The following is a 19,128-nucleotide window of genomic DNA, read 5'->3' as shown; positions in this document are numbered from 1 at the left end:
ACAGCGAACGCCCGGTGGGGAACATTCGGCCCTCCCCGAGCATTGAGTCGGCATAGCTCAACTTGACTGCCAAAGGGGAGATCATGGCATCGACGTCCACACCGCTCACCCTGCCCGTGCTGCCGCTCGACGACGAGGTCGTGCTGCCCGGAATGGTGGTCCCGCTGGACCTGAGTGATTCCGAGGTACGGGCCGCGGTGGAGGCCGCACAGGCCGCCGCCCGTTCCGAGCCCGGCAAGCCACGCGTCCTGCTGGTGCCACGCATCGACGGGAGCCACGCGGGCACCGGCGTGCTCGGCACCGTCGAGCAGGTCGGCCGCCTCGCCGACGGCGACCCCGGCGCGCTGATCCGCGCGCGCGGCCGCGTCCGCGTCGGCGCCGGTACGAGCGGGCCGGGTGCCGCGCTGTGGGTGGAGGGCACCCTCGTGGAGGAGACCCTGCCCGACCCGCTGCCCGGCTCGGTGACCGAACTGGTGAAGGAGTACAAGGCCCTCGCCACCGCCTGGCTGCGCAAGCGCGGCGCCTGGCAGGTGGTCGACCGTGTGCAGGCCATCGACGACGTCTCCACGCTCGCCGACAACTCGGGCTACTCGCCCTTCCTCACCACCGAACAGAAGATCGAGCTGCTGGAGACCACCGACCCGGTGGCCCGGCTGAAGCTCGCCACCCAGCAGCTGCGCGACCACCTCGCCGAGCAGGACGTGGCCGAGACGATCGCCAAGGACGTCCAGGAGGGCGTCGACAAGCAGCAGCGCGAGTTCCTGCTGCGCCGCCAGCTCGAAGCCGTCCGCAAGGAGCTGCGCGACCTCAACGGCGAGCAGGAGGGCGACGAGTCCGACGACTACCGCGCCCGCGTGGAGTCCGCCGACCTGCCCGAGAAGGTCCGCGAGGCGGCCCTCAAGGAGGTCGAGAAGCTGGAGCGGTCCAGCGACCAGTCCCCCGAGGGCTCCTGGATCCGCACCTGGCTCGACACCGTGCTCGAACTCCCGTGGAACGAGCGCACCGAGGACGCGTACGACATCCAGGGCGCCAAGCAGGTCCTGGACGCCGAGCACGCCGGACTCCAGGACGTGAAGGAGCGGATCACCGAGTACCTGGCGGTGCGCAAGCGCCGCAGCGACCGCGGTCTCGGCGTCGTCGGCGGACGCCGCGGCGGCGCGGTGCTGGCCCTCGTCGGACCTCCCGGCGTCGGCAAGACCTCGCTCGGCGAGTCCGTCGCCCACGCCATGGGCCGCAAGTTCGTCCGTGTCGCCCTCGGCGGCGTGCGCGACGAGGCGGAGATCCGCGGGCACCGGCGCACCTACGTCGGCGCGCTGCCCGGCCGCATCGTCCGCGCGATCAAGGAGGCCGGTTCGATGAACCCGGTCGTCCTGCTCGACGAGATCGACAAGGTCGGCTCCGACTACCGCGGCGACCCGGCCGCGGCCCTGCTCGAAGTCCTCGACCCGGCGCAGAACCACACCTTCCGCGACCACTACCTGGAGGTCGAACTCGACCTGTCCGACGTCGTGTTCCTCGCGACGGCGAACGTCCTGGAGGCCATCCCGGAGGCGCTGCTCGACCGTATGGAGCTGGTCCGTCTGGACGGCTACACCGAGGACGAGAAGGTCGTCATCGCCCGCGACCACCTGCTTCCGCGCCAGCTGGAGCGGGCGGGTCTGAAGGCGGACGAGGTCACCATCGACGACGGGGCGCTGCGCAAGCTGGCCGGCGAGTACACGCGCGAGGCCGGCGTGCGCACCCTGGAGCGGTCGGTCGCCCGGCTGCTGCGCAAGATCGCGGCGCAGCACGAACTGGGCGAGCGGGAACTGCCGTTCACCGTCACCGACGGCGACCTGCGGGACCTGATCGGCCGGCCGCACCACGTGCCCGAGTCCGCGCAGGACCCCTCCGAGCGCCGCACGTCGGTGCCCGGCGTGGCCACCGGTCTCGCGGTCACGGGCGCCGGCGGCGACGTCCTCTACGTCGAGGCGTCGCTGGCCGACCCGGAGACGGGTGCGGCGGGTCTGACCCTCACCGGCCAGCTCGGCGACGTGATGAAGGAGTCGGCGCAGATCGCGCTGAGCTTCCTGCGCTCGCACGGCGCCGAACTGGAGCTCCCGGTGGGCGACCTGAAGGACCGGGGCGTGCACATCCACTTCCCGGCGGGCGCGGTCCCCAAGGACGGCCCGAGCGCCGGCGTCACCATGACGACCGCGCTGGCGTCGCTGCTCTCCGGCCGGCTCGTCCGCACGGACGTGGCCATGACCGGCGAGGTGTCGCTGACCGGCCGGGTGCTGCCGATCGGCGGGGTGAAGCAGAAGCTGCTCGCCGCGCACCAGGCGGGCATCACCACGGTGATCGTCCCCAAGCGCAACGAGCCCGACCTGGACGACGTCCCCGCGGAGGTGCTGGACAAGCTCGACGTCCACGCCGTGACGGACGTCCGGCAGGTGCTGGAACTGGCGCTCGCGCCCGCCACGAACGGCGCGAGCACCGAGGTGCCGGTGGCCGCGTGACGCGGCCGCCCGTGGGACGCCGGTGGCGGCGTGACGGACGCGACCGGTGAGAAGGCGGCCCCCGCCGCGGAGTTGAAGGCTCCGCGGCGGGGGCCGCGCCGTGTCCGGGATGGGTGTCAGCCGTTGGCGAGCGCGACGACGCGGTCCAGCGCGCCGTTGAACTTGTCGTGGTCGCCGACCGTGGCGCCCGTCGAGGTGTACTGCCACATCGTCTGGACGGACCAGCCGGCCGGCAGGGTGCCCGGGGCGGAGGCGTACCGGGCGATCCACAGCGGGTTGGTGCCGGCGAAACCGGCGTAGTTCCCGGTGCACTGCGTCCACCAGCTGGTGGCGGTGTAGATCACCGCGTCCCGGCCGGTGAGCGCCTTGTACTGGTTCAGGAAGGAGCTGATCCAGCTGACCATCCCGCTCGCGGACAGGCCGTAGCAGGACGCGCCGTACGGGTTCCACTCGATGTCGAGCACCCCGGGCAGCGTCCGGCCGTCCTTGGACCAGCCGCCGCCGTGCGCGACGAAATAACTGGCCTGCGTTGCGCCGGTCGAGGTGTCCGGGGTGGCGAAGTGGTAGGCGCCGCGGATCATCCCGGTGTTGTAGGCGCCGCTGTACTGCGAGGAGAAGTAGGGGTTCGTGTAGGTCGTGCCCTCGGTGGCCTTGGTGTAGGCCCACTTGGTGCCGGCGCTCCAGAGGGTGGGCCAGGCGACGGAGCTCTGGTAGCTCGCGACGTCCACCCCCTCCGTCTGGGTGGCGTCCTGGCCGACGGGCGCGCCGCTGCGGCCGTCGTGCGCCGAGACGCCGATGCCCATGTAGGCGGAGCCCCGGGCCGGTACGTCGGCCGTGCCGCGCGCCGGGCCGTCGGCGCCCGTGGGGGTGAGGGCGGCGGAGGGGAGGACGGTGAGTAGGGAGAAGGCGGTGAGCAGGATTCCCGCGACGGTGAGGCGTCGGATTCGGGCCGGTCCGGATCTGTGCACGGGCATATCGTGCCTCCGAAGACTCGGTGGTGCTCGGTGGAGATCGGTGGGGGGACGTGCCCGGCGGGCCGGCCGCGGAGCCGCGCGACGGGCGCGGCGATCCCCGGCCCCGCCCTTGGCGTCGTTGTCATGGGCACGGCATTTCGGTCGAGCGGCGTCGACGCTACGCACGTAGACCCCGGGTCGGAAGGGGGTCCGGGGTCTGCCGTTGGTCTACTCCTGCGAAATACTGACCGAGCTGCGTCTATCGAGGTGCGTGGCGGAAACTTTCAGCACAGCGAAACCGAGGCAGGGGCCGACGTGCACGAAGACGCAGACGGCGCGGAGCGGGACGGTGCGGCGCGGGGCGGGCCGGATCAGGAGTTCCTCTCGCTGGAACGCGAACTGACGCTGTTCCTGCGCCGCGCCCGCGCCAGCCAGGGCGAGATGGCCCGCGAGGTCCACCCGGACCTGGAGTCGGCGGCGTACGGCCTGCTGGTCCGCCTCGACGAGTGCGGCGGCGTACGCGCGACCGACCTCGCCGCGTACGTCGGCGTCGGCCGCGCCACCATGTCCCGCCAGCTCCGCGCCCTGGAGGACCTGGGCCTGGTCGCCCGCGAGCCCGACCCGGCGGACGGCCGCGCCTGGCTGGTCCGCCTCACCGACGAGGGCCGGCGCAGGGTCGGCAGCGTCCGCGACGCCCGCCGCGCCCGCTACGTCAGCATGCTCTCCCACTGGGACCGCCCGGAGGTCGCCGAACTGGCGCGTCTGCTGGGGCAGTTGAACCAGGGGATGGAGAAGTAGGCCGCGGTCCGGTCCGCGGCTTCCGCTCGTACCCCGGGGCGTCCCGACCGGGGACCGCCCCCCGCCCCCCTCACAGTTCCGCCAGTACCACCGTCGCGTCGTCGTGTGTCTTGCTGCGGCGCAGGTACGTGCGGCGGGTCGCGTCGGCGCGCTCCAGGTGGCGGACGCGGTCCACCAGGGCCTGCGGGCCCTCCTCGCGGACCACCGAGAAGCAGTCCGCCCAGTCGCCCGCCCCGAACTTGTCCACCCACCGGGTCGCGCCGTCCGTCAGCGCCGCCAGGGCCCGCACCCGGGAGCGCGGCAGCGTGCCGGTGACCGCGCGGGCCGCCACGGACGGGTCCGCCGCCGCGGTGAAGAAGCCGCCCTCCTTGTTGCGGACCGTCGCGTCCGCCACCCTGTCGCTCACCAGCGAGCCGCGCGGCACGCGTGCGAGGCGGTCGTCGAGGAGCGCCGTCACCTTGCCGTCGGGCGCCTCGACCAGCAGCACCGAGTCGGACAGCACGAGATACGCGACCTGCTGGGGCGTCCAGCGCGCCAGCACGACCGTCGCCTGCGGCGTGCGCGGGTGAGAAAGGTCACAAATGTGGGCGTGCGCATCCGCCGTCCGCCCGATGGCCTCGCTCAGCACGGCGGCCAGCGGCGCATCCGGGAGGGAAACGGTCAGTTCGGTCAGCGCGCCGCCCAGCCGGGCCGTGAACCAGGGCACCGAGTGCCGGCAGCCCGTGCCGTCCCGGGGCGGTGTCACACCGTCCAGGAGCACGAGGGCGCCACCCTGGCCGGACGCGGGGAGCGCGAGACTCGCGAAGTCCTCGTTCGGGCGGGTGGGTTCACCGGGTTCCGACACAAGTTCTGTACGCATCCGGCCAGTCTGCACGAGCCTTTCACGAGCCGCGTCAAAGCCCGCCGCCGGCCCGCGCATTGACGCAGTTTCGCAGGTCAGCGGACGGATATGCGGTGGAATGATTCGGTCCGGGAAAGCGTGGCGGCGAATCTTGCCAAAGCATGACCACGACGTCCAACCGGCATGCCGCGACACGTCCCGGGCAGGCGCCGGAGGAACTTGCCCGCCAACTCCCGGACGGGGTTCACTCCTTCGGGTGGCGGGCCGGATGATGCGCGACCACTGCCCACCGGCACTGGAAGGGTCGGAAACCCGTACCGGGTGCGCACACCCGCTGACGCAACGTCACCCGATCCCTCGGGTACACGAACACAGGAATGCGAGCACCGGTGCAGAAGACGCGGCTTCGGCGCACAGGCAAGCGCACGGCGGCCTCCCCCGGAGGACCCGGAAGCGGGCCCGGCACCCCGCCCGGCACGCCCGGCGCCTCCCCCGAAGGGCCCCCTGTCGGCAAGGGGCGCCCCAAGCACGTGCGCAACCGGCTCTTCGTGGCCGTCGCCGTGGTGGCCGCCGCGGTCGCCGGAGCGGGCGCCCCGTCGGTCCTCGCCGCCTCGGACCAACTCAGCGACTCCCAGCACCTCGTGACGCTCGGTCAGCAGACCGAGGACGCCCTGACGCTGTCCCACTCGCTCGCCGACGAACGCGACGAGGTCACCTCGTACATCGCCGCCGGACGCCCCAAGTCCCAGGCGCCGTCGGAGCAGCGCAGCGCGCGCGTCGACCGGCAGGTCGAGGAGATGCGGGCCGACACGGACACCTCCGCCGGGGTCCGCGCCGACCTGACGCAGATCGCCTCCGTCCGGCGTGCCGCCCTCACGGGCAAGAGCACCGCGCTGGAGGCGCACGACGCCTACTCGGCGATCATCACCGAACTGCACAAGGTGGCCGAGGACCTCGCCGAGCGGACCCCGCCCCGCGCGGGCTCCGGCGCGCACGCCCTCGCCGAGCTGGACAGCGCGGTGCAGCAGGCCGCCGCCGCCCGGGGCCTGCTGCTCGCCGCGCTCAGCGTCCCGCACGCCACGCAGAGCGTGATGGACCCGATGACCGGCATCTGGTCCACCGAGCCCGCCTCCACGGCCGCCCAGACCAAGCAGCGCGACGCGCTCAGCGCCGCCGCCCAGCAGGCCCGGCTGCGCTCCGACGCCGCCCTGGCCGACTTCCGCGACACGGCGCCCGAAGCGGCCCGCGACGACTACGACTCCACGGTCACCGGGTCCGACGCGGACGCCGCCGACAAGTACCTCGCCGCCCTCACCGACGAGCCCAAGCTGTCCGAGGACGACCTCGCCACCAGCCTCAAGAAGGCGAGCGCCGCGCTGACCGGGCGCGTGGACCTGATGAGCGGCGTCGAGTCCTCCCTCTACCACCACCGCACCGCGGACCTCGCGAAGCTGCGCGACGACGACGTCACCGCGCTGGAGATCCGCATCGCGGTCCTCGGCGCCCTCGTGCTCGTCGCCGTCGGCATCGCCACCGGCCTCGCCCGCAGCCTCACCCGGCCGCTCGCCGTCGTGCGCATCGGTTCCGCACGGCTGGCCGGGGCCGAGGACGCCGCGGCCGAGGAGCCGATCCGGTTCACCGGCCGCAACGACGAGTTCGCCCAGGTCGTCCGCTCGGTCAACGCACTGCACGCGCACGCCGTCGCGCTCCAGGAACGCGTCACCACCCTGGAGGGCGACCGCAAGCACCTGGTCGGGCAGCGCCAGAGCATGGCCGACGCCCGCGAGGGACTGCGCGCCGAACTCAGCTCCTCCGCGCAGGAGTTGGCACGGCTGCGAAGCAGCATCGGCTCCACCTTCGTCAACCTCGCGCTGCGCACCCTGGGCCTGGTCGAACGGCAGCTCGCCGTGATCGAGTCCATGGAGGAGCGCGAGCAGGACCCGGACCGGCTGGCCACCCTCTTCAAGCTCGACCACTTCGCCACCGTCATGCGCCGTCACAGCGAGAACCTGCTCGTCCTCGCCGGCACCGAGCACGGCCACCAGCACGCGGGCGCCGTCCCGCTCGTCGACGTCGTACGCGCGGCCGTCAGCGAGATCGAGCGGTACGAGCGGGTACGCATCGCCGCGCTGCCGCCGCACGCCCACATCGCCGGGTTCGCCGCCGACGACCTCAGCCACCTGCTGGCCGAACTCATGGAGAACGCGACGGCGTTCTCGCCCCCCGACCTCCCGGTCGAGGTCTCCGGCTGGCTGCTCCAGAACGGCGAGGTGATGCTCTCCGTCCAGGACGAGGGCATCGGCACGACCCCCGAGCGGATGGACCGGCTCAACACCCGCCTCGCCGAGTTCGAGCCGGACGCCGGGTACGAGAAGGAGGACGAGGACGGCCTCGGCCTCGGCCTGTACGTGGTCGCCCGACTCGCCCACCGGCACGGTGCGCGCGTGCAGTTGCGCGAGCAGCGGCAGGGCGGGGTGGCCGCGGTCGTCGTCCTGCCGACGTCCCTGCTCGCCGCCGCGCCCGCGTCCGCGGTCCCCGGCACCGAGCACCTCGCGGGCGGTCCGCCGACCGCCCTGCCGGGCGCGGACGCCGAGGCCAACTCCAATGTGCTGAGCGGCCGTTCGGGCAAGGGTGATCCGCTGGTCGCCCTCGCGGAGCAGGCCGTACGCCGGTCCGGCGCCGACGGCGCGACCGGTCCCGACGGCGCGACCGGTCCCGACGGCGCGACCGGTCCCGATGGCGACGCCCCCGCGGGCACCGCGGCGCCGGACGCGACCTCCGGTCCGGCCGACTCCCGTACGGACAAGGCGACTTCGGAAGCCGCCGCGCCGGACAAGGCGGCTTCGGCAGCCGCCGCGCCGGAGCGGCCCGCCGAGACCACGATGGAACTCCTGCTCCCGGGCCCGACGCCCGAGGACAGCGCCGGGGCGCCGACCGCGCCCCGGCCCGCGGCGGACCCGTCCGGACGGCCCCCCGCCCCCGGTCCCGCCGCACCCGCCGCCGACCCCTACGCCATCGGTCCCGACGCGCACGAGCGGGTTCCCGACCCGCGCGGGCCCGTCGCCGACGAGCCGCGGGAGCAGATCACCGGAAAGGGCCTGCCCAAGCGCACCCCGAAGATCACCGCGCCCACCGAGGCACCGCGCCCGCGCACCGGGTCCGTCGACGCCGCCGCCCTGCGGCGCCGGCTGGGCGGCTTCCGGAGCGGTGCGGAGGCCGGCCGCCGCGAGGTGGAGGCCGAGATCGCCGACCGCACCGCGCCGGAAGCCGGTCCCGCCGGGCCGGCCGCCGACGCCGGCGCGGACGCCGGTGCGCGGGCCGAGGCCCGGGTGCCGCGCGCACGAACAGCACAAGCCGATGAAGCCACGGGGGGCACAGTCGAGGAGGCAAGCAGTTGACCGCGCCCAGTACCTTCGGTCTGAGCAGGGAAGCCCGCAATCTGCACTGGCTGCTGACCAACCTGGTCGAGGAGGTGCCCGGCATCCACGCGGTCGCCGTGGTCTCCTCCGACGGCCTCCTGCTCCTGTCCTCCGACGCCGGCCACCACGCCGACGCGCGGGAGACGAGCACGGAGCGCCCCCGCGGCCCGCGCGGCTCCGCCGCCGACCTCGCCACCCTCGTCTCCGGGATCGGCAGCCTCACCGTCGGCGCCGCGAAGCTGATGGAGTTCGGCGGGGTCAGGCACACCATGGTCGCCATGGAGGAGGGCAGCCTCTTCGTCATGTCGATCAGTGACGGCTCCCTGCTCGGCGTGCACGGAACGGCGGACTGCGACATGAGCGTCGTCGCGTACCACATGTCGCTCTTCGTGGGCCGCGCCGGCCACGTCCTGACCCCCGAACTCCGCAGCGAACTGCGGCAGTCGCTGGAGTCCGACGCGGCGGAGGCCACCCGATGAGCGCCGGCGGCGAGGCCAGGCAGCAGCTCCCGGTCCGCGGCGGCGAACGCCGGGCCGCCCGGGTGCGCCCCTACTCGCTCACCGGCGGCCGGACGCGCTTCGGCCACGTGCTGCTGGTGGAGACGTTCGTCGCCGCCCTCGAAGCACCCGAGGAGCGGAAGGAACTCCCCAACGGCTCGCTCACCACGCGGGTCATGCCGGAGATGCGGGCCATCGTCGAACTGTGCCGCCGCATGCGCACGGTGGCCGAGATCGCCGCGCTGCTGAGGATGCCGCTCGGCGTGGTCCGGGTCCTCCTCAGCGACCTCGCGGACCAGGGAAAGATCCGTGTGTACGGAACCGGTACGGGGCATGGCACGGGCCGCCCCGAACGCGCACTGCTGGAAAGGGTGCTGAGTGGACTCCGCCGTCTCTGACGCCGCCGCCTACGGCGTCTCCCCGCTCCTCGACGAGGAGGAGCACCTGCGGCCCTGGCAGACGGACCGCACCCGCGCGCCGATCGCCACGAAGATCGTCGTGGCGGGCGGCTTCGGCGTCGGCAAGACGACGCTGGTCACCACGGCCTCCGAGATCACGCCTCTGGAGACCGAGGCGATGATGACGCAGGCCAGCGAGGGCACCGACGACCTCACGTCGACGCCGGACAAGACGACCACCACGGTCGCCATGGACTTCGGGCGCATCACGCTCGACGACGACCTGGTGCTGTACCTGTTCGGCACACCGGGCCAGCAGCGGTTCTGGTTCATGTGGGACGACCTGACCCGGGGCGCGATAGGCGCCGTCGTGCTGGCCGACACCCGCCGGCTGAAGGACTGCTTCCCGGCGCTCGACTACTTCGAGAGCTGCGGCCTGCCGTACGTGGTGGCGGTCAACCACTTCGACGGCAGCGAGAAGTTCGACGAGGAGGACGTGCGGGACGCGCTGACGGTCTCCCCGCACATACCTGTAATGATCATGGACGCGCGCCGGAAGATCTCGGTGGTCGAGACCCTCCTGGCCCTCGTCGGCCACGCGCTCGACGTCACACCCGAGTAGGAGAGCAGCCCCCGCATGCGGAAGATACTCGTCGTCGGAGCCGGCCAGTCCGGACTCCAGCTCGCGCTAGGCCTCCAGTCGAACGGCTACGAGGTCACCCTCATGTCCAACCGCACGGCGGACGAGATCCGTTCGGGCCGGGTCATGTCGACGCAGTGCATGTTCCACACCGCCCTCCAGCACGAGCGCGACCTCCAGCTCAACTTCTGGGAGTCGCAGGCCCCGCGCATCGAGGGCCTCGGCGTCTCCGTCGCCGCCCCGGGCTCCTTCGACCCGGGCCCCTCGCAGCGCGCCATCGACTGGGTGGGCCGGCTCGACGGGTACGCGCAGTCCGTGGACCAGCGCGTGAAGATGGCCGGCTGGATGGAGACGTTCGCCCAGCGCGGCGGACAGCTCGTCATCCACGGCGCCGCCGTCTCCGACCTGGACTACTTCTCCCGCACCTACGACCTGGTGCTGGTCTCGGCCGGCAAGGGCGAACTCGTCTCCATGTTCGGCCGCGACGCCGCGCGCTCCCCGTACAGCGAGCCGCAGCGCGCGCTCGCCGTCTCCTACGTGCACGGCCTGGGCCCGCGCCCCGAGCACCCCGACTTCGACGCGGTGCGCTGCAACCTGGTCCCCGGCGTCGGCGAGCTGTTCGTCATGCCGACGCTGACCACCTCGGGCCGCGCCGACATCCTGTTCTGGGAGGGCGTGCCCGGCGGCCCGCTGGACGCCTTCCAGGGCGTCAAGGACCCGGCGCGGCACCTGGCGCTCACGCTGGAGCTGATGGAGAAGTTCGTGCCGTGGGAGTACGCGCGGGCCACGAAGGTGGAGCTGACCGACGCCGGCGGCACCCTCGCCGGGCGGTACGCGCCCACCGTGCGCAACCCCGTCGGCAGGCTGCCCGGCGGCGGCCTGGTCCTCGGTGTCGCCGACGTCGTCGTCGCCAACGACCCGATCACCGGCCAGGGTTCGAACTCCGCGTCCAAGTGCGCGGCGGCCTATCTCGCCTCCATCGTCGAGCGGGGCGAGCAGCCCTTCGACGAGGAGTGGATGCGGGGCACCTTCGAGCGCTACTGGAACACCGCGCAGCACGTCACCAAGTGGACCAACGCGATGCTGGGCCCGCCGCCGGAGCACGTGCTGAACCTGATCGGCGCGGCCGGCCAACTCCAGCCCGTCGCCGACCGGTTCGCCAACGGCTTCGACAACCCCGCCGACTTCGAGAACTTCTTCTTCGAGCCGGAGAAGGCCGAGGCCTACCTCGCGGAGGTCGCGGGCGCGGCCGGCGCGGCCTGAGCCGCACCGGACCACCCGCTCACAGGCTGGTCGGCGGGGGGCCGGACGGGGACGCGTAGCCCTCGTCCGGCCCCTGTGCCGCTTCCGGCGGCAACCGGGGCGGCGAGTACCGCGCCAGCGGTTCCCCGCCGGGGTCCGGGCGCACCGCGCCCAGCACCGGGTTCGCCGCGATCGGCGACACCTTCACCCTCGCCCCGGGCCGCGGCGCCTGCACCACCTTGCCGTCGCCCAGGTAGAGGGCGACGTGCGTGGCGTCCGGGAAGTACACCACCAGGTCGCCGGGGCGCAGTTCGTCCAGCGGGACGTGCGGCAGCCGGGCCCACTGCTCCTGGCTGGTGCGGGGGATCGGCGTGCCCGCCCTGTCCCACGCCTGCGAGGTCAGCCCCGAGCAGTCGTAGGCGGCGGGCCCCGCGGCGCCCCACTCGTACGGCTTGCCGAGCTGGCGCACCGCGTAGCGCACCGCGCGGTCGCCCTCCCCGGTGGGCGTCCGGGCATCGCCGAGGGCACCGGAGTCCTCGAACTCCCGTTGCGCGCCCGCCGTTCGGTCCTCCTCCAGGGCGGCGAGCGCGGCGAGCCGGTCGGCGCTCAGCGAGGCGAGCAGTTCCTCGACCTCGGCCAGCCGGCCCTCGACGTCGTCGCGTTCCTTCTTCTGCCGCGCGGAGAGCGCGAGTTGGGCGTTCAGGGCCTTGCGGGCGGCGCGGGCGAGCCCGTCCGCCCGGTGCTCGCTGCCGGTGAGCCGGTCCACCGTCCCGGCGGCGTCGCGCGCCAGCCGTCCGATCACGTGCCCCTGGTCGAGCGCGTGCTGCGGGTCACGGGCCAGCAGCAGCCGTACGTAGGGGGAGAGGCCGGAGCTGCTCTGGTACTGGCGGCGGGCCAGCCGCCCGGCGTCGCCCCTGCTGGCGTGCAGGTCCAGCCGGGCGCGGGCCAGTCCGGCGTTCAGCCGGGCGGTCTCGGCGCGCCCCTCCCTGAGCTTCTCCGCCGTGGCGTTGAACGTCTCCGTGGACCGTTCGGCCTCCCGGTACAGCTTCTGAAGGTCCGTCAGCAAAGCTGCCACGGAACGGTCCTGGGCGGCGGGCGGTTCGGGCGCCGCCGTCGCGGGGGCCGGGACCAGCAGCACCTGGGCCGCGACCGCGGCCGTGCAGACCAGACGCAACAGGGTTCCTGACACGTCATCACCTCCGGTGCGCGACGGTCCCTCCGCCACGCACCGCGAGCATCGGGCGCCGGGCCGCACTCCGCGCGCGGGAGGTGCGCGGCCGGCCCAGCGGCGTCACTCGTCGGTGGCATCCGCCGGACGGTCCGGCGCGGCGGCTTCCCCCGCGTCCGCGGTGCCGCGCGGCTTGGACCAGGGCCAGCGGGGGCCGGAGCGGCCGGTGCCCGGGGCGGGGTCGTGGACGTACTTCCAGCCCTGCGGGATGCCGAGCCGCGCGCTGTGGCCGCGCGGCTCCCGGCGGTAGACGAGCACGTGGGCCGGACCGCCCGGCCCGTCGGGCACCGGCACGCGGTAGGTCTTGGGCGGCTGCCCGGTCGGGCCCAGCAGCACGGGCAGCACCCGGCCGTCCAGCGGGCCGCCCTCGAACACGGTGTCTTCGCTCTTCACGGGACCAGTGTCGGGCATCGCGGGCGGCGGGCCGGTCGCGGGGCGCGGGGGCGCCTCGGCCCGGCCGCCGCCCGGGGGAGGGGGCGCCGTCAGCCGTCGGCCGCGAGGGGGCCGTCCGCCGCCAGCGCGTCCGCGACCACCGCCGCCGTTTGCGGGTCACGGCCCGCGGTGACCGTGATCACCGCCACGAACTGCTCCACCAGCCAGTCCCGCAGCTCCCCGACGTCGGGTTCCTTGCCCTCGTCGAGCCAGATCAGGGAGGCCGCCTCCACCGCCGTGATCCACACCCGGACGGTCATCCGCAGCCGGGGCCCCGGGTCGGCGGCCCCCAGGTGGCGCAGCACGTGGTCGGCGGCGGCCCTGCGCACCCCGTCCACGATGGCGCCGGTGCGGGACGTCTCCACCACGCTGCCGCCCTGGAGCAGCGCGCTGAACCCGGCGTCGTGCTCGTCGACGAACGCGAGGTAGCGGTCCAGGGCGCGGCCGAGGCGGGCGAGGAGCGGGCCCTGGCGCGGCTCGTCGAAGCACTCGCGCAGCGCGTCGGCGGCGGTGCGCAGCGCGGCCTCGTACAACTGCTGCTTGCCGCCGGGGAAGTAGCGGTAGACCAGCGGCCGCGAGACGCCCGCGGCCTCCGCCACGTCGTCGAGGGAGACCTCGTCGGGCGCGCGGTGCGCGAAGAGGCCCAGGGCTGCTTCGAGGAGCTGTGCGCGCCGCTCCTCGACACTGAGCCGCCGGTACGCGCGGACGGGGGCCTGCGGGGTCATGCCCGGAGCGTAACCCGGCACGGGCCGGGCGGGACCGGGCGGCGGTCTCCCGGCGCCCGCGGGACCGGCCGCGAACGGTCCCCGGCCGGGCGCCCGGCCCGGTGCCCCGGTCCCGGTCAGGCCAGCAGCCCGGACGACTTCCACAGCCGCCGGCCGACCCCGCGCAGCACGCCGATGTCGTCCAGGAAGTCCGTCAGCTTCTTCGAGCCGGTCTGCATGACCTCGCGGCGGTGGCCGCTGGCCCGCACCTGCGCCAGCGCCTCGCGCTTGTCGAGGCCGACGTTGGTGTAGACGTCCGGGTTGATGAAGGCCTCGGAGAAGACACGGGCGAACTCGCCGGAGGTGACCCGGGTGAACTCCTGCGACCAGCGCGGCGCCGTCATCATCTGGCGCCGCAACTCCTCGCGCGCGTAACGGACATGGCGGGCCTCCTCGACGACGTGGATGCGCGTCACGCCGCGGATCAGTGTCTGCACCCGCTCGTCCGGGAACGTCAACCGCTGCATCCAGTCGAGGACTTCCTCGCCGAGCAGCGTCGCGGTGAACGAACCGGGCGTCGTCGAGATCGTCTTGAAGAGCCGGCCCAGGTTCTGGTGCATCCGGCTCACCGGGTACCAGGGCGTGTCACCGCGGGAGATGACCCGGGCGAACATCTTCGAGTGCCGGCACTCGTCCTCGATCTCGGTGAGCGCGTACCGCACGTGCGCGCTCGTGACAGCCTTGTCGTAGATGTGCCGCACCAGGAGCTGCATCAGGATCAGTTCGAACCAGATGCCCAGGGAGGCGAGGGCCGCGGCCTCGTGCTGGGAGAGCGCGATGCGCTGCTCCTCGCTCATCCGCTTCCACATCGGGGTGCCGTAGAGCGAGACCAGCTCCGGCGGCCAGAACCACTTGCCCTCCTCGAAGGGCGCCTCCCAGTCCAGTTCCTTGTCCGGGTCGAAGGAGTGCTTGGCCGACGAGTCGAGCAGCCGCTCGGCCACCTGCTCGCGGTCCTTGAGCAGTCCGAGCGCGTCGCGCAGACCGTCGAGCGCGTCGGATTCCGTCAGGGTCGTCATGGCTGTTCCACCTCGTCGTACGGGACGGCAACGGGGACGCGGAAGTACCCGGCGAGCGGCGACCCGAAGGAGCACCGGCCGAGTTACCAGCGGTCACCCCTTATGAGACTGCCTGTCAGCAAGACCGTCAATCCCTCCCGCACGACTTGTTGGCACCGCCTCCGGCCGAGGGGGGTGCGGCCCGGCCGGACCGCACCCCCTTCCCCGGGCGGCCCCGGCGAGGTCAGGCCGGGCACCCCAGGCCCTCGGCGGCCGCCGGAAGCGCCGACTCCGTCGCGGGCCCGGGAATCCCCGGCAGCGCCGGCCCCGCCGGGAACGACGCGCGCAGCGTGAACGCGTACGGCGTCGGCCCGTGCGCGCGCAGGTGCAGCAGCCGCTCCTCCGCCTCGGCGACGCTCGGGCGGTGCCCCGCGGGCACCCACCACAGGGCGACCACGACCTCCCGCAACGGCTCGAAGAACTCCCGGCGGCGCGCCAGCAACTCCCGGTGCCGGCCCTGGTACATGTACGCGGTCAACGCGTTCGCGTCCCGCCACACCGACATGTTGATCAGCATCGACGCGTCACCGAGGACCCGGATGTCCGTCGCGTTGCCCGTGTCGCCCACCAGCCGCCACACGAACCCGTCGGCCGCGTCCGCGTCCGCGTTCACGACGTCGAGGTTGTCGACGAAGTCCTTCAGCCGGGCCGAGTCCAGGGGCGCGGCGGTGCGCCCGATGTTGACCTCTGCCAGTTCGTATCCGTTCGAGGAGTCAGTCATGGTTCGCGAACGTAGCGGGCGCGGGCCGCGCGGGAGCGCCGTTTCACCCACTGGACGTCCGCCGCCCCGGCCCTGCTCAGTCCCGCCCGCCGCCGAGCACCGTCGTCATGACCGCCCGCGCGATCGGCGCCGCCACCCCGCCGCCGGTGATGTCCCCGCGGTTCGCGGACGCGTCCTCGACCACCACCGCCACCGCGACCTTCGGCTCGAAGTCGTGCTCGCCCTGCGCCCAGGACACGAACCACGCGTACGGCGTCCCCGTGTTCCCGATGCCGTGCTGGGCCGTGCCGGTCTTGCCGCCCACGGTCGCGCCGGGGATCGCGGCGTTCTTGCCGGTGCCCTCGGTGACCACGTCGGTCATCAGTTCCTTCATGCGCATCGCGGTCGCCGGGTTCATCGCGCGCCGCGTCTCGCGCGGGCCGCCCGAGGAGACCGTGTCGCCGTCCGAGGTGGTCGTCCGCTCCACGAGGTAGGGCGGCCGCACCTGCCCGCCGTTCGCCACCGCCGCCGCGACCTCGGCCATCTGGAGCGGGGTCGCCCGCGTGTTGTACTGCCCGATCGACGACAGCGCGAGCTGCGCCCGGTCCACGTTCGTGTCGAAGGTGCTCGTCGCCACCGGGTACGGGATGCGCAGCCCGGCGTCGTTGAAGCCGAACCCGTCGGCCGTCGCGCCCATGTCCGCCTTGCCGACGTCCGCGCCGAGCTTCGCGAACACCGTGTTGCACGACCACGCGAAGGCGTACCGGAGCGAGGCGTTCTCGCACCCCTCCACCTCGTTGCTCAGCGTCGTCGTGGTGCCCGGCAGGGTGTACGGGTCGGGGGAGACGGTCGGCTCGTCCACGTCCCGCACGACCCCGGCGTCCAGCGCCGCCGCCGCGGTGACCACCTTGAACGTCGAGCCCGGGGGATACGTCTGGCGGGCCGCCCGGTTCAGCATCGGCTGGTCCGGGTCGGCGTTCAGCGCCTTCCACGCCCGGGTCGCCGCCGCCCCGTTGCCGGCCAGCGACTGCGGGTCGTACGACGGGGTGGACACCAGCGCCAGGATCTTCCCCGTCGACGGCTCGATCGCCGCCACCGCGCCCTTGCGCCCGCCCAGCCCCCGGAACGCGGCCCGCTGCGCGTCCGCGTCGAGGGTCGTCACCACGTGGCCGCCCGCGCTGCGCGCCCGGGTCAGGTCGTTGCCGAGCGGGAACAGCGAGAGCGCGGGGTCGGTGCCCGACAGCACGCCGTCCTCGCTGTTCTCCAGCAGCGCCGTGCCGTACCCCTGCGAGGCGAAGCCGGTCACCGGCGCGTACAACGGCCCCTCCCGGTACGTCCGTTCGTACCGCAACTGCTCGCCGCTGTCCCGCGACCCGGTGACCGCGCGCCCGCCGACCAGGATGTCGCCGCGCACCTGGCCGTAACGGGCGATCGTGGCACGGCGGTTGGCCGGACTGTCGTCGTAACGGCCCGCCTGCACGACCTGGATGCGCGCCGCGTTCACGAGCAGCGCCACCAGCAGCAGCCCGCAGAACACGGCGGTGTGGCGGATGTAGCGCGTCACCGGGCGCCCTCCTCGGCGGGTGCGGTGCCGGGGTCGTCGCCCGTACGGTCCGGGCGGGTGGGCGCCCTGTGACCGGCTACGGGATACCTGCGCACCTGCGCGCGGTAGGCGGCGCGGGCGGCGGCCTGCCTGCCGGAGGCGGCCGCCTCCGCGTCCGGCGCCCGCGCACGGTCACCGGCCGCCCTGCCCGGGTCCGGGTCGGGGTCCGGTTCCGCGTCCTGCCGTCGGGCCCGGTCGCTCAGGCGGATCAGCAGGGCCACGATCGCCCAGTTGGTCACCACCGACGAGCCGCCCTGCGCGAGGAACGGCATCGCCATGCCGGTCAGCGGGATCAGCCCGGTGACACCGCCCGCGATCACGAACACCTGGAGGGCGACGATCGAGGCGAGCCCCACCGCCAGCAGCCTCCCGAACGGGTCGCGCAGCGCCAGGCCCGCCCGGAAGCCGCGCTCCACCAGCAGCCCGTACAGCAGGAACACCGCGGAGAGCCCGGCGAGCCCCAGTTCCTCGCCCGCCGTCGCGAGGATGAAGTCCGACTTCGCCGCGAAGCCGATCAGCACCGAATGCCCGAGCCCGAGACCGGTCCCCAGGACGCCGCCGGCCGCGAACGCGAAGAGTGACTGGGCGAGTTGGTTGGCCCCGAGGCCCGCGTCGATCGACGCGAAGGGGTGCAGCCAGTCCTCCACCCGGGTGTGCACGTGCGGTTCGAGCCGGCCCACGGCCACCGCGCCGAGTCCCGCGAGCAGCAGCCCCAGGGCGATCCAGCCGGTGAGCCCCGTGGCCGCGTAGAGCAGCACGACGAACAGCCCGAAGAACAACAGCGAGGTCCCCAGGTCCCGTTCGAGCACCAGCACACCGACACTCAGCAGCCACACCGCGAGGACCGGCCCCAGCACCCGCCCCGTGGGCAGTTGCACCCCCCACACGCGGCGGCCCGGGTGCGACAGCGCCCGGTGGTTGGTGGCGAGGTACGCCGCGAAGAACACCGCGAGCAGCACCTTCGCGAACTCGCCCGGCTGGATGGAGAATCCGGCGATCCTGATCCAGATGCGGGCGCCGTTCACCGCCGGGAACAGGATCGGCAGCGTCAGCAGCGCGAGAGCCGCGGCCACGCACACGTAGGCGTAGCGCTGGAGCACCCGGTGGTCGCGCAGCGCCAGCACCACCACGATGAAGAGGGTCACCCCCAGCGTGGACCAGACGAGTTGGGCGGGCGCGGCCGGGTCTCCCGGTGTCTCCAGGTCGAGCCGGTAGATCAGCACCAGCCCAAGTCCGTTGAGCAGCACGCCGATCGGCAGCAGCAGCGGGTCCGCACACGGGGCGCGCAGCCGCACCGCGAGATGTGCCAGCAGGGCGAGCACGCCGAGCCCGGCGCCGTAACCTGCGGCGCCGGGCGGGACGTTGCCGTTCTTCGCGAGGCCGACGTCGCAGTAGCCGAAGACGGACAGCAGCACCGCGAGCGCGAGCAGCGCGAGTTCGGTGCCGCGGCGTCCGGGCGGGCGGACGGCGGGGGTGGGCGCCTCCGCCGTCCGCGGGGCGGTCCCGGCGGTGTTCATGTCCGGGACCCGCCCGCCCGTGCCGCCGCACCGGCGGCGCCGGCGCTCAGCACCATCGAGGCGCGGGCCCGATGTTGTCGATGTAGTACGCCGCGCCCCACGCCCAGGTGCCGTCCGTGAGCAGGTACCAGAGCCGGTTGCCCTGCACGTTGTCGCCGGACGTCTTGCAGTAGATCGAGACGATCTCACCCTGGCGTGCGACACGGATGATCCGGGCGCCGCGGTTCGGCGCGCTGCGCAGGGTCAGCCCGCCGTTGGCGGTGATCCGGCCCTTGTAGCGGCGCGGGTTGTCCCGGCCGTGGTCGCCGCGGTCGCCACCCACCTGCTGCCCGTCGTCGTAGCGGCCGTGGCCGCTGTCGGAGCCGCCCCAGCCGTCGTCGGCGACGGCGGGCGTCACGGCGGCGCCGGCCGCGAGGGCGCCTGCGGCGGTCACTATGGCCAGACGGGTGAGAGCGGAACGCAGGGAGGAGGAACGCAGGGACATGGGGGACACCTCCGTGTCGCGGTCGGAGCCCTGGAACGGGACTCCCGAAAGGGGGTGAA

At 73.6% G+C, this 19,128-nt stretch carries 17 protein-coding genes; 7 read left to right on the top strand and 10 right to left on the bottom strand.

The features are described 5' to 3' along the window. Nucleotides 1-83: 83 nt before the first annotated feature. Nucleotides 84-2,498 (top strand): endopeptidase La, encoded by a 2,415-nt coding sequence (gene lon, locus ACFZA0_RS29490; RefSeq protein ID WP_391022567.1) that lies wholly within the window; start codon nt 84-86, stop codon nt 2,496-2,498. Nucleotides 2,499-2,614: 116 nt separating this feature from the next. Here the strand turns inward: lon and ACFZA0_RS29485 are convergent, their stop codons facing one another. Then, nucleotides 2,615-3,472: a GH25 family lysozyme gene (locus ACFZA0_RS29485; protein WP_391022565.1), complete on the bottom strand. Its 858-nt coding sequence runs from the start codon at nt 3,470-3,472 to the stop codon at nt 2,615-2,617. Nucleotides 3,473-3,766: 294 nt separating this feature from the next. On the opposite strand from ACFZA0_RS29485, the gene ACFZA0_RS29480 reads away from it, so the two are divergent. Continuing rightward, nucleotides 3,767-4,249, top strand: coding sequence for a MarR family transcriptional regulator (locus tag ACFZA0_RS29480; protein ID WP_391022564.1), 483 nt, complete (start codon nt 3,767-3,769; stop codon nt 4,247-4,249). Nucleotides 4,250-4,319: 70 nt separating this feature from the next. On the opposite strand, the gene ACFZA0_RS29475 is transcribed toward ACFZA0_RS29480, so the two are convergent. Next, a complete protein-coding gene (locus ACFZA0_RS29475; protein WP_391022562.1) occupies nt 4,320-5,108 on the bottom strand; it encodes a protein phosphatase 2C domain-containing protein in 789 nt (262 codons plus the stop codon). Nucleotides 5,109-5,467: 359 nt separating this feature from the next. Between ACFZA0_RS29475 and ACFZA0_RS29470 the strand changes: the two genes are divergently transcribed. The 5 genes from ACFZA0_RS29470 to ACFZA0_RS29450 are packed head-to-tail and all read left to right on the top strand — an operon-like array spanning nt 5,468 to nt 11,307. Continuing rightward, nucleotides 5,468-8,488, top strand: coding sequence for a nitrate- and nitrite sensing domain-containing protein (locus ACFZA0_RS29470; protein ID WP_391022560.1), 3,021 nt, complete (start codon nt 5,468-5,470; stop codon nt 8,486-8,488). Continuing rightward, nucleotides 8,485-8,988 carry a roadblock/LC7 domain-containing protein gene (locus ACFZA0_RS29465; protein ID WP_391022558.1) on the top strand — a complete coding sequence of 168 codons (504 nt, stop codon included), beginning with the start codon at nt 8,485-8,487 and terminating at the stop codon, nt 8,986-8,988. Before ACFZA0_RS29470 ends, ACFZA0_RS29465 begins: the two co-directional genes overlap by 4 nt. After that, the gene (locus tag ACFZA0_RS29460; RefSeq protein ID WP_391022556.1) at nt 8,985-9,404 is read left to right on the top strand and encodes a DUF742 domain-containing protein; all 420 of its coding nucleotides are present in this window, start codon (nt 8,985-8,987) and stop codon (nt 9,402-9,404) included. The genes ACFZA0_RS29465 and ACFZA0_RS29460 overlap by 4 nt, the downstream gene beginning before the upstream one ends. Continuing rightward, nucleotides 9,385-10,026: an ATP/GTP-binding protein gene (locus tag ACFZA0_RS29455; RefSeq protein WP_391022555.1), complete on the top strand. Its 642-nt coding sequence runs from the start codon at nt 9,385-9,387 to the stop codon at nt 10,024-10,026. The genes ACFZA0_RS29460 and ACFZA0_RS29455 overlap by 20 nt, the downstream gene beginning before the upstream one ends. Nucleotides 10,027-10,041: 15 nt before the next feature. Beyond that, entirely contained in the window at nt 10,042-11,307 is a 1,266-nt protein-coding gene (locus ACFZA0_RS29450) for a styrene monooxygenase/indole monooxygenase family protein (protein ID WP_391022554.1), read from the top strand. 19 nt (nt 11,308-11,326) lie between these two features. Here ACFZA0_RS29450 and ACFZA0_RS29445 read toward each other — a convergent pair whose 3' ends face one another. From ACFZA0_RS29445 to ACFZA0_RS29410, 8 genes are all read right to left on the bottom strand, one after another. Next, nucleotides 11,327-12,475, bottom strand: coding sequence for an NlpC/P60 family protein (locus ACFZA0_RS29445; protein WP_391022552.1), 1,149 nt, complete (start codon nt 12,473-12,475; stop codon nt 11,327-11,329). Between the two features lie 102 nt (nt 12,476-12,577). Next, nucleotides 12,578-12,907: a hypothetical protein gene (locus ACFZA0_RS29440; protein ID WP_391022551.1), complete on the bottom strand. Its 330-nt coding sequence runs from the start codon at nt 12,905-12,907 to the stop codon at nt 12,578-12,580. A gap of 89 nt (nt 12,908-12,996) precedes the next feature. Beyond that, the gene (locus ACFZA0_RS29435) at nt 12,997-13,671 is read right to left on the bottom strand and encodes a TetR family transcriptional regulator (RefSeq protein WP_391022550.1); all 675 of its coding nucleotides are present in this window, start codon (nt 13,669-13,671) and stop codon (nt 12,997-12,999) included. Between the two features lie 116 nt (nt 13,672-13,787). Further along, nucleotides 13,788-14,726, bottom strand: coding sequence for a diiron oxygenase (locus ACFZA0_RS29430; protein WP_391022548.1), 939 nt, complete (start codon nt 14,724-14,726; stop codon nt 13,788-13,790). A 223-nt stretch (nt 14,727-14,949) separates the two neighbouring features. Next, nucleotides 14,950-15,486, bottom strand: a complete 537-nt coding sequence (locus ACFZA0_RS29425) for a DUF3291 domain-containing protein (RefSeq protein ID WP_391022546.1) — start codon at nt 15,484-15,486, stop codon at nt 14,950-14,952. A gap of 76 nt (nt 15,487-15,562) precedes the next feature. Then, entirely contained in the window at nt 15,563-17,029 is a 1,467-nt protein-coding gene (locus ACFZA0_RS29420; protein ID WP_391022544.1) for a penicillin-binding transpeptidase domain-containing protein, read from the bottom strand. Next, nucleotides 17,026-18,585, bottom strand: coding sequence for an FtsW/RodA/SpoVE family cell cycle protein (locus ACFZA0_RS29415; protein ID WP_391022542.1), 1,560 nt, complete (start codon nt 18,583-18,585; stop codon nt 17,026-17,028). The genes ACFZA0_RS29420 and ACFZA0_RS29415 overlap by 4 nt, the downstream gene beginning before the upstream one ends. A 46-nt stretch (nt 18,586-18,631) precedes the next feature. After that, on the bottom strand, nt 18,632-19,069 hold the full coding sequence (locus tag ACFZA0_RS29410; protein ID WP_391022540.1) for an SH3 domain-containing protein: 438 nt from the start codon (nt 19,067-19,069) through the stop codon (nt 18,632-18,634). Nucleotides 19,070-19,128 lie beyond the last annotated feature (59 nt).

The sequence above is a fragment of the Streptomyces sp. NPDC008150 genome, assembly GCF_042956945.1.
In the GTDB taxonomy this organism is placed as follows: domain Bacteria; phylum Actinomycetota; class Actinomycetes; order Streptomycetales; family Streptomycetaceae; genus Streptomyces.
Note: the sequence above shows the minus strand (reverse complement) of the source record. Positions and strands in the feature narration are given on the sequence as shown.

Bases quoted from the DNA above. Each gene is read 5' to 3' on its own strand.
- ACFZA0_RS29460 (WP_391022556.1), top strand. From the start codon at position 8,985: ATGAGCGCCGGCGGCGAGGCCAGGCAGCAGCTCCCGGTCCGCGGCGGC.
- ACFZA0_RS29435 (WP_391022550.1), bottom strand. From the start codon at position 13,671: ATGACCCCGCAGGCCCCCGTCCGCGCGTACCGGCGGCTCAGTGTCGAG.
- lon (WP_391022567.1), top strand. From the start codon at position 84: ATGGCATCGACGTCCACACCGCTCACCCTGCCCGTGCTGCCGCTCGAC.
- ACFZA0_RS29410 (WP_391022540.1), bottom strand. From the start codon at position 19,069: ATGTCCCTGCGTTCCTCCTCCCTGCGTTCCGCTCTCACCCGTCTGGCC.
- ACFZA0_RS29485 (WP_391022565.1), bottom strand. From the start codon at position 3,472: ATGCCCGTGCACAGATCCGGACCGGCCCGAATCCGACGCCTCACCGTC.
- ACFZA0_RS29415 (WP_391022542.1), bottom strand. From the start codon at position 18,585: ATGAACACCGCCGGGACCGCCCCGCGGACGGCGGAGGCGCCCACCCCC.
- ACFZA0_RS29450 (WP_391022554.1), top strand. From the start codon at position 10,042: ATGCGGAAGATACTCGTCGTCGGAGCCGGCCAGTCCGGACTCCAGCTC.
- ACFZA0_RS29470 (WP_391022560.1), top strand. From the start codon at position 5,468: ATGCGAGCACCGGTGCAGAAGACGCGGCTTCGGCGCACAGGCAAGCGC.
- ACFZA0_RS29475 (WP_391022562.1), bottom strand. From the start codon at position 5,108: ATGCGTACAGAACTTGTGTCGGAACCCGGTGAACCCACCCGCCCGAAC.
- ACFZA0_RS29430 (WP_391022548.1), bottom strand. From the start codon at position 14,726: ATGACGACCCTGACGGAATCCGACGCGCTCGACGGTCTGCGCGACGCG.
- ACFZA0_RS29425 (WP_391022546.1), bottom strand. From the start codon at position 15,486: ATGACTGACTCCTCGAACGGATACGAACTGGCAGAGGTCAACATCGGG.